The following is a 9058-nucleotide window of genomic DNA, read 5'->3' on the forward strand; positions in this document are numbered from 1 at the left end:
ATCACCTATATAGCCACAAGCGAAGGCTGGCCTATATAGCCACAAGCGAAGGCTGGCTGTACTTGGCGGTAATTATTGACCTTTACTCAAGACAAGTAATTGGATGGTCTATGGATACCAGAATGACGGCTACGCTGGTCTGTGATGCGCTATCAATGGCGTTGTTCCGTCGCGGATTCCCCGAGCAGGTTATCGTTCATAGTGATCGAGGTAGTCAGTACTGCTCAAAGGATTATCGAGATCTCATAACTGCTTATAATCTCAAGCAAAGTATGAGTAGGAAAGGAAACTGCTGGGACAATGCTTGGGCTTTGTTGCGTAATTCAATGGAACTAAATCCAGAACCTACGATCTGATCAGCTACCTCCACTCTCTCTCGTAGTCCTATGCCTAAGCCTCGTTACAAAACAACCAACTGGAAGCAATACAACCAATCACTCATTAACCGTGGTTCTCTGACCTTTTGGATTGATGAAGAAGCAATAAGCGGGTGGGCGCAAAGCAAACAGAATTGATTTAGCTATCACNGTATGAGTAGGAAAGGAAACTGCTCGGTATGAGTAGGAAAGGAAACTGCTGGGACAATGCTTGTGTTGAGAGTTTCTTCCATTCTATGAAAGTGGAAGCGATCCAATATGAGCCGATTATGACGAGAGAGCAGATGCGCCAAACGATCTTCGAGTACATAGAGGTTGATTATAATCGAACGAGAAGGCACAGTGCTCTTGGGTATCTAAGCCCAGTTAACTTTGAACAACAAAATGTCGCTTAATGAAGTGTCCAGTCTGGCTGGAGCAGATCAAACCTACTGCCGCTTATATTGTGTTGGACAATAACCTCTCGACACTTCAGAACTACGAAGTTTTACATGTTTTGTCGCACGACCTGAGACGCGAGCGCGCCACAATTTGAAGCTACCTGGCTTCATGTGACTTCGCATAAAACGAATCACCTGTGATTCATTTAAACCAAATTGATGTTCTATTGCCTCAAATGGCGTTCGGTCTTCCCACGCCATTTCAATAATTCTTGATTCATTCTCTTTAGATAATTTCATTGTCTACTCATCCTTTAAAATCTGAGTAGAAGTACGCTCACTCTCACTTTTTAGATCAGGGTGTTACCACTGAATCGATAAGGAATCATCAAACAAAAAACAGATATTTATCGCTATCCTCTCTCCAGCCACTCGCTACGCAGCACCCCATACTTCAACGAGTCATAATACTCGCCTTGGTAATATCGCACCTTTCTCAGCTTCGCCTCTTGCTGGAAACCTAGCTTCAAAGCGAGAGACATCATGCGCGGGTTACCTGACCAAGTAGTTAGCCCAACACGCTCAATCTGTTTATTTTCGAATAAGTAAGTAATCCAAAGCGGAAGTGCCAATGCTGCGATACCCTTCCCCCAATAATCAGAGTTATAAATGACTACGCCAGCTTCGAGCCATCGTGTCTCTTCGCATTCCCAGTAGCAGCTCACGGTTCCAACAGGTACACCTTCGACCACCACCAGCTGCAGGTCATCGCCCTCGAGCAACCGTTTAAACGAATGCGCTTCAAAGCTTTCTAATGACGGATGAGAATACGAAAAATAAGGGCCATTAAACTTAGTCCACTCATCGTTTGAGATAACCAAAGCATAAATAGCAGCTAATTCGCTAGGCATTGCTGGTCTTATCATTATGTCCATTCACTTTCCTTGTCCTGTTTTCAAACGCCATCGTACTGTTTGATTATTCTCGGTATTAGCTCGACTTATTTTTTTTGGAGTCTATTAGCTTTAAATGAGTATTTGCGAACTCTCTAAGCACTCTCGCATTATTATGATACGCGTTATCTCCACATTGCTGTCCGTTAACTCTAATTTCAGGACTAGAGTAGGCAGGAATAATATCACGCTCATAAGACATCACAGTGCCTCTCTCTGCACATGTAGCACCGAATGAATGTGCGGGCGCTTTGGGGTACCTGTCAGCGATAAAATGTTCGATAGTCGCGTAATCTTTTAGCACCGTTTTATAGTCATGGTTGGCGCCGCCCATATGACCAATTTCATGTTCCATTGTCGAGTCTGGGCAATTTATAGCCAAAGAGAAAAAACGAGAGACCTTAGATGCGACACCACAATATCGAGACTCGAAAGCAGAATGATAATTTGAAAACACAACACCTGTAAAAACAGGACGACCGTCCTCTGTGATTTCTTCAATTGGATCTTCCATCGATAATTTGAGTAGCCTCTCTGCCGCACTCACATTTTGAAACCAAAGGCTATCGATAGCAGATGTATAAGTAATTTGGGTTACCTTTCTCCTCATAGGAATACATGAGTTTTTCAAAACTAGGTTGGAGTAATTTTCCCATGTGGCAACTTTACTAGCGATAAACGCCTTCGAGTATTCCAACAACATAGACTCGTCAATGTAAAGGTGAACCTCGGTGTTCAACACTTTACCTTCAACACAAGCAGGGAACTCAATAGTGTCAGCATTAGTGTAAAGACTGAAGCCAAAAAAGATGACACCCAAGGCTACTGGCATTTGCTTCATATCGTTTTTAATAAGTCTTGCCTTTCCAAAAGTAAAAAGCTCGCCAATGATGACGAGCCTTGTTTAGGGTTGAACCATGCTAACTGCGAGGTCGCACTTAGCTTACAACTTGTTCCCGAAAATTCACTTCGACACTTTTTAAGATCTTAAATTCTTCACGAGTACAACCTCGAGCTACAGATACCCAGTGATCACCAGTTTCGTCTGATCCTTTAAACTCTGCACGAAGCTCGTATTTTCGCCACGAAACAAAAGCCAAAATAAAGGTCAGAGCGAGCATAGGTAATCCAAACTGAGGTACGAACGCCCAAGTTGCTGCAGATAGCATCAAGGCCAATGAAATGACGTTGATTGCGTTTTCTTTGATGCCCAGCTGTCGGATTTCTAGCTGTTTGATTTTACGTAAGCTGTAAACATCCTTCTTGACTCGAAGTTCATCAGAGCTCACTAGAAAGTCAGATGCTTTGTATGGTCTACGCAGCCTCAATAAATTCGCTAACCTATTGCGTGTTGGGTTCTTATTCATCGCCTTTCTCCATGTTATTAAAGGTTAGTAAAAACTAATATAATCATGAAGTTATCGGTGAATGCTTAATTTATAAATCAAGAGAATATAAAAAGCAAGGATATGAAATTAATAACATTTATAACAACACCAACAAAACATTCAAAATATGAATTAATAAATTTGAACTCTAGTTGCTGTTTGCACCGTGCGGAAGGTATTCATCAATTGAATCTTTCCGCTACTCATAATGAATGCTCCCATCAATCAACACGCTTCATCTGTACTTTGTAACCAGTTATTTCAATTCATTTTGAACACGAGAGCCGCCCGCTTAGAGTTTGCTGAAGCCCTATCACATAAAGTGCTAACTTACATAGAATTCATCCAAATATAAGCACACAGGTATCAGCAATTTGAATGGTTCAATCATTCATCTACTCATATCAGCACAAGCTATCGATTAAGCAATTGATCTCATAATGGCAGCGCTGTATGGTTACTTTATACACACTGTTGCCTAATGGAGATGACGATGGACGAACTACTAACGCACGCTATGGAACAGAAACAACGCACGGTCGTAACAAGCTTATTTGCGAAAAATGGGTTTAAAATCGCGGCGACAGATTTTGATGATGTGACCTTTGAACGCGAAACCGTTTTGGTCAATGTTAGATTCGATGCATCTTCTAATGTTGAGTCAATTTCAGTGTCAAACCAAGGAATATGAACAAACGCGTAATTCAATAACAAGCAGGCAAAGATGTTCGACTATTGAAGATGGTAACCAAGTCTTACCCACAATAAAGCACAAACCTGAACTCGCCTCTCGCCTGCTTGTTGCCCCCCCTCCCAAAAAAACAAAGTAAATGACAAAACAATCAATAATTAGCAATCCTGCGAGCTTGGCTTATATTTGTTAGTACCTTCGAACAAATAATCCAAGTGATAGCTATGTTCCTAACCCGGTTAATTTATGTCAGTACACTTTGTGAAAGTTGTGACGCTGAGGCTTTGAACGATATTCTCCAGATCTCGCACGACCGCAATAAACAAAGCCATTTAACAGGTCTTCTTAGCCACAATGACAAATATTTCCTCCAATGCATCGAAGGGTCGAGAAGCGCTGTAAATCACACTTATAACCACATCTTGAATGACAAGCGTCATAAAAAGGTGATGATCCTGTATTTCAAAGAAATCGACTGTAGGCAATTTGGAGATTGGTCTATGGGAGATATCCCTCAATCAAGCTTGACCGAATTGGTGAATTTACAGTTTTCGACATCCAACCAATTCAATCCATATGAGATGTCCGGAGAAAGTGCTTATCAAATGCTTCTCGAGTTGAAGCAGAATTTGCCATCTGAATAAATTAGCGCCCCTTTTATCCAAGTTACACGCATCAAAAAGCCCCAACGAATGGGGCTTTTTATCGTCATTTGAAAGGCTAGCTTTTAGTCATTACCAAGCTTCTTTTCGCTTTCACTGCGAAGAAACTCTTGTTCGCTACCCGACAGTGTTTGCTGTTCAGCCGTAATATCCGACTCTTTGAACACGATAAAGGCACGACGGTTAAGTGCATCCGCTTTCTCTGAACGTTCGTTTATGGCTGGTTGCAATTTACCAAACGACTTCACTTCCCAGATAAACTGTTTAGGGTCGAGTCTAGTTTTGAGGTACTTCACCACGCTTTCTGCGCGGCGCTCCGCTAACTTCTCGTTGTAAGAAACCTAACCGGCTTGGTCAGTATGCCCTGCCACCATGATGTTACCTTGCAAGCCACTCAATTGAGACGCAAAATCATCTAACTGAGTTAAGTCCTCTGGTTTCAGCACTGACTTATCAAAATCAAAGTGTGGTGTGATCGCCATGTAAACCTTACGCTCAGGTTTTGGTGGCTCACAGAAAGGCATCTCTTCGTACTTCTGCGCTTCTTCAAACACGATAAACGCACGGCGGTTCTCCGCTCGGTCTTTATCGGTTTTACCCAACAACAGAGGCTGAGTTTCACCAAGGTGTTTCACTTCCCAATCGTAATTCTTAGGGTCCAAATGTGTCTGAAGGTAGTCAGCCACTGACTTAGCGCGTCGCTGAGAAAGGCGCTGGTTGTAATCCAACGAGCCTTTGTAATCCGTGTGTCCGACAATCGTAATACGCCCTTTTAAGCCTCTGATCTCTTCAACGAAGCTATCTAGGTTGATCTTGTCGAGGTCACGTAGCTTGTACTTATCAAATGCAAAGTGCTCTGCAATCGCAATATGAACTTCACGTTCAGGTACTAAACATTCACTAATCAAAAACTTAGAAACATCTAAACCTGCAAACTTATCGCGATTTTCCTGACTCACATAGGTGTCGGTTGCACAGCCAGCAAGAAGCAAAGCGCTCATTACGCCGCTGACTAGGCTAATAGTTATTTTCATCTTACTTTTTGTTTTCAATTTTTAAGTCTCTACTTTCACCCTCTTTGGGCTGGCTTAAATCTTACCGACTAAGTTAATGAACACGCCTGAAGCGTCATAATCATCATCGTTGGTTAAATCACTATCAAACGCAGAGAAGTTATAACCAATGCCCATTTTTAGGTTCTCACCAATGTGCTTGTTCACAGAGACCAATGCGCCGTGCTCTAACTCATCATTGAGTGTGTCTGTTTTCCAGTGATATTCACCCGTTACATCCCACTCTTTCATCATACGGTAAGAAGCACTAAGCCCGTATAAATCGATGTCGCTTTTAACGATCTCATTCGCGCCAGAAGCACGCTCAAAAGCTTGTTCTTTATCTTTATGCGCATACTTAGTACCGACATCCCAATGCTGATCAATTGAGTAGATCGCTTCCACCTCAATGATTTGGCTGGTTTCATCTTGATAATCCACATCGCGATCCAGTTGGTCGAAGTCCGCAATGTAGGTGTAACGGCTTAGTAGATTCAATCGATCGTTATAGATCGGACGATAAGCTAGACCACCTGTGGCTTCGGTGAATTTAGCCATGGTTTCGCCTGTGGTTTCACTCTCTGTGATTGAGTAGTTGTACTTACCAAACAGCGTGTACTCTTCCGTTAAGTGGTGCGTGTAACGGTTAGTCGTCACGATTTGTTGCAGCTCACGTTGTGCGATTTCTGGGTCGTCTTCACTCTTGTCCACTCGGTATTCGAATTTGTGGTTTAAGGTGATGTCATCCAGATCTATCGAGGCATTGAAACTGATGGACTCACGCTCTGTTGTGATGTTCTGGTCATCTTCGATTTCACCCAGTTGATATCCGATGCCCATTTCAACATCTTCCGTCACGTCGTAACCAAAACCATAGGAATCAATTCGACCGTGACCATCGTTTTCATCGACGAATTGGTTCTCTTGGTAGAAATCGACACTGCTGGTGAGGTCTGCACGTTGCCCAACAATCACGTTATTTTGGCCTTCGTAGTTATCATCAACATAAGTAAGGTACGTAGAGTGGTCATCCGACACATCGTAAGTCACGGTCGCTTCAGCAACTTGGCCGCGGTCACCATCGGTATATTCACCACCTAATGACAAATCTTCCAGCACTTGGAATTCCGCACCAATCGATGCGCTATCGTTCTCGTCATAGTCATCCGACTGTGCGACTGTGGTTTGGCCTTTGATGTAGACGCTGTTATCGCTATCCCACATGTACTCCAATCTCACGCCCGCTAAGGTCGTATCACTTTGCTCATCGTTTTGGTTAAGCTCTTCAGTTTGCTGTCCGGCCGCTGATACCTTGATGTGCTGAGTGATTTTGACTTGGGTTTCGATCTCAATCGTTTCTGTATCTGTTTCAAGATTACCGTCAACATCACGCTCTTCGTTGGTTGAAAAACGGGAAAGCACCGCTAAACGATCGGTCGCTTGCAAACGAAGTTCAGCGCCATAGGCTTCTTGCTCTAGGTCATCGCTGCTGCTCGCGTAGCTGTATCCTGCGTCTTTGTCTCGATACCAAAGCTTGAAGTCATTGCCTACCGCACCAAAAATAGTTGGTGCAAGGTCATAGAGGCTCGTCACTGCGGTAATTTGAACGCTGTCACCCTCACGATCTTCTAAGGTATCGCCGATAGGTGTGAAGGTTAAACCACCGTCTGTAGAGACGAAGTTCGATTCAGTTTGCGTACCTTCACTGCGCGCGAACTCAGCCTTAATGTAAGTCCCCTCTGTCGCACGCAATGTTAAATCGGTGCCGTAAGACTCGTAATCTTGGTTATCTTTTTCTTGTGTTGCGTAAGTGACACCTACACCGATATGATCGTTAACCCAACCTTTTGCTCGTCCACCATACGACATGGCATCAAGTGAATCAGATCCTTGTGGGACGTATTCATAATCAACAACCAGATAGTTTTCATAGTCATCACCATTTTCGATCACACTGCCAAAACTACCGGACAAGATGTTATCAAGTGGCTTGGTCAGAATGATTCGGCCTTGATACGGGTCGAAGTCATAGTCGACACCCGGCTCAAGCGGGATTTCATTTTGTACTAGTCCAGATTCATCTTTTACTTTTACGTAAACCTTGTCACTTCCCGGTACTGCTTCACCGTGGCGAAGGAAATACAGAGAGCCGCCTGTACCTAAGAACTCATCATGTGCATATAAGGAGTCAGCTTCTGCCGTAAAACCGACCACGTTTAAGCGGTCTTCACCGTATTGTGTGGTATCTCGAGTACGGTAATCGGCTTTGAAACCATATAGGCTACGGTTGTAATCGTTATTCTCAGTGCCGGTTAATCCTGTGTTGTAGTTACCCCACAAGTATTGCGATTTGTCGTACTCAACATTGAGGTAAACCTTACCCTTGGTGTTAACCACTTTTTCAATGTTTGAGCTGTCACCATAGTTGCCGTAATAAAGCTCATCATCGTCTTCGAGAATATCGAACACATCCGAATCGTCTGATGCGAATGGATGTTTGAACATGTCTTTTATCTCACTTTCTCGAGTATCAAAGTGAGTGGTCACGCGAAGCTTATCGCCAAATTTACCCTGACCAAAGTACGCCAAACGACCTTGGTTATAGATGTCATCTTGATATTGGTCATCGACGCTCAATGCATCGCTGTTACCAGAAACGTTGTTCTTCCCAACATAGAGATCAGCCAAACCCGTTTGAGCGTAGTACGTATCTGGAATACGGACGTATAGCTTATAACGACGCTCATCGCCGTTATCAAATACAACCTTAGTTGGGAAAATGTAAGAGTCTGTCGGTAGATACTGTTCTGCGTATAAGTTGCCATCTTCGACGTCAAACTCGTCTTCACCTATGATAACCTTATCAACGCCTTTCAAACCGGTACCAATGAACTTGGCTAAGCCGGCATTAGTCGGGATGTTGTGACGCATCAACTTGGCCTGTCCGTAGCTTTTGTCTTTGCTCTCTTCATCGTCGTTATCGTTACGGTCGATGTCCACTTCAGAGTCAGGCTTCACCAAATCCGTTACACCAACCGTGGTCACGTCCATGTTGCCATCTTTGTCCCACGCTTTTAGGCGGAACATCAGTTGATCACCAACCTCAAACTGGTAGTCGACATCGGTTTGACCATCCCAACTGATGTCAGAGTCGTTTGCCAATTTATCGCCATCAAGCACAGCGATTGGCTCAGATAAACCAAAATCGCCGACACGGTACACCTCTAACTGGTACTTTTTGATGTAGTAACCATAGTTGGTGGTAATGGTGAAACCGACGCTGTCACGCAATGTGCCTTGTTCCACATCTAATTCATCACTGACGCTGACGTCTAATACGGGGTCAAAGCGAGTGATGTCGCGGCTTACCCAAATCGCGCCTTGTTCAAGGTAAATACGTGAGCTGTCTTGCGCTTGGTTAGGCTTGGTAATTTCAATGCCCGTTGTCTCAGAACCAAGCTTTTCAAGCTTGCCTGTGTCTTTGGCCAGTGCCATTGCAGGGATCGCAGCCAACACACACGTGGCTACACGGGACTTACTAAATACTTTCATACA

7 protein-coding genes and 4 pseudogenes are annotated in these 9058 nt (G+C 43.7%); 5 read left to right on the forward strand and 6 right to left on the reverse strand.

Going from position 1 to position 9058, the window contains the following annotated elements; translation table 11 throughout:
- The 3 pseudogenes from L1D55_RS23210 to L1D55_RS23220 all read left to right on the forward strand — a co-directional run.
- Window positions 1-305 (forward strand): annotated as a pseudogene (locus tag L1D55_RS23210) (DDE-type integrase/transposase/recombinase); the annotation flags it as partial.
- Between the two features lie 81 nt (window positions 306-386).
- A pseudogene (locus tag L1D55_RS23215) lies at window positions 387-509 on the forward strand (IS5/IS1182 family transposase); the annotation flags it as partial.
- A 47-nt stretch (window positions 510-556) separates the two neighbouring features.
- Window positions 557-772: pseudogene (locus L1D55_RS23220) on the forward strand (IS3 family transposase); the annotation flags it as partial.
- 33 nt (window positions 773-805) lie between these two features.
- Here the strand turns inward: L1D55_RS23220 and L1D55_RS23225 are convergent.
- The 4 genes from L1D55_RS23225 to L1D55_RS23240 form a co-directional block, all read right to left on the reverse strand.
- Window positions 806-1057, reverse strand: a complete 252-nt coding sequence (locus L1D55_RS23225; protein WP_239919027.1) for a TIGR03643 family protein — start codon at window positions 1055-1057, stop codon at window positions 806-808.
- A 113-nt stretch (window positions 1058-1170) separates the two neighbouring features.
- Window positions 1171-1692: a GNAT family protein gene (locus L1D55_RS23230; RefSeq protein WP_239919028.1), complete on the reverse strand. Its 522-nt coding sequence runs from the start codon at window positions 1690-1692 to the stop codon at window positions 1171-1173.
- Window positions 1693-1747: 55 nt separating this feature from the next.
- Window positions 1748-2542: a hypothetical protein gene (locus L1D55_RS23235; RefSeq protein WP_239919038.1), complete on the reverse strand. Its 795-nt coding sequence runs from the start codon at window positions 2540-2542 to the stop codon at window positions 1748-1750.
- 106 nt (window positions 2543-2648) lie between these two features.
- Complete coding sequence (locus tag L1D55_RS23240; RefSeq protein ID WP_239919029.1) at window positions 2649-3077, reverse strand: hypothetical protein; 429 nt, start codon at window positions 3075-3077, stop codon at window positions 2649-2651.
- A gap of 514 nt (window positions 3078-3591) precedes the next feature.
- Here L1D55_RS23240 and L1D55_RS23245 point away from each other — a divergent pair.
- Both L1D55_RS23245 and L1D55_RS23250 read left to right on the forward strand, forming a co-directional pair.
- Window positions 3592-3789, forward strand: coding sequence for a hypothetical protein (locus L1D55_RS23245; RefSeq protein WP_128161184.1), 198 nt, complete (start codon window positions 3592-3594; stop codon window positions 3787-3789).
- Between the two features lie 224 nt (window positions 3790-4013).
- The gene (locus L1D55_RS23250) at window positions 4014-4433 is read left to right on the forward strand and encodes a BLUF domain-containing protein (RefSeq protein ID WP_102424544.1); all 420 of its coding nucleotides are present in this window, start codon (window positions 4014-4016) and stop codon (window positions 4431-4433) included.
- Window positions 4434-4516: 83 nt separating this feature from the next.
- Here L1D55_RS23250 and L1D55_RS23260 read toward each other — a convergent pair.
- Together L1D55_RS23260 and L1D55_RS23265 are read right to left on the reverse strand one after the other, a co-directional pair.
- Window positions 4517-5485 (reverse strand): annotated as a pseudogene (locus L1D55_RS23260) (OmpA family protein).
- A 54-nt stretch (window positions 5486-5539) separates the two neighbouring features.
- Entirely contained in the window at window positions 5540-9055 is a 3516-nt protein-coding gene (locus L1D55_RS23265; RefSeq protein WP_239919031.1) for a hypothetical protein, read from the reverse strand.
- Window positions 9056-9058 lie beyond the last annotated feature (3 nt).

Source organism: Vibrio sp. Isolate22 (genome assembly GCF_022398115.1).
Lineage (GTDB): Bacteria > Pseudomonadota > Gammaproteobacteria > Enterobacterales > Vibrionaceae > Vibrio.

What these genes read in the sequence shown, in the direction of transcription:
- L1D55_RS23225 (WP_239919027.1), bottom strand. Translation starts at nt 1,057, where the DNA reads ATGAAATTATCTAAAGAGAATGAATCAAGAATTATTGAAATGGCGTGG.
- L1D55_RS23230 (WP_239919028.1), bottom strand. Translation starts at nt 1,692, where the DNA reads ATGGACATAATGATAAGACCAGCAATGCCTAGCGAATTAGCTGCTATT.
- L1D55_RS23235 (WP_239919038.1), bottom strand. Translation starts at nt 2,542, where the DNA reads ATGCCAGTAGCCTTGGGTGTCATCTTTTTTGGCTTCAGTCTTTACACT.
- L1D55_RS23240 (WP_239919029.1), bottom strand. Translation starts at nt 3,077, where the DNA reads ATGAATAAGAACCCAACACGCAATAGGTTAGCGAATTTATTGAGGCTG.
- L1D55_RS23245 (WP_128161184.1), top strand. Translation starts at nt 3,592, where the DNA reads ATGGACGAACTACTAACGCACGCTATGGAACAGAAACAACGCACGGTC.
- L1D55_RS23250 (WP_102424544.1), top strand. Translation starts at nt 4,014, where the DNA reads ATGTTCCTAACCCGGTTAATTTATGTCAGTACACTTTGTGAAAGTTGT.
- L1D55_RS23265 (WP_239919031.1), bottom strand. Translation starts at nt 9,055, where the DNA reads ATGAAAGTATTTAGTAAGTCCCGTGTAGCCACGTGTGTGTTGGCTGCG.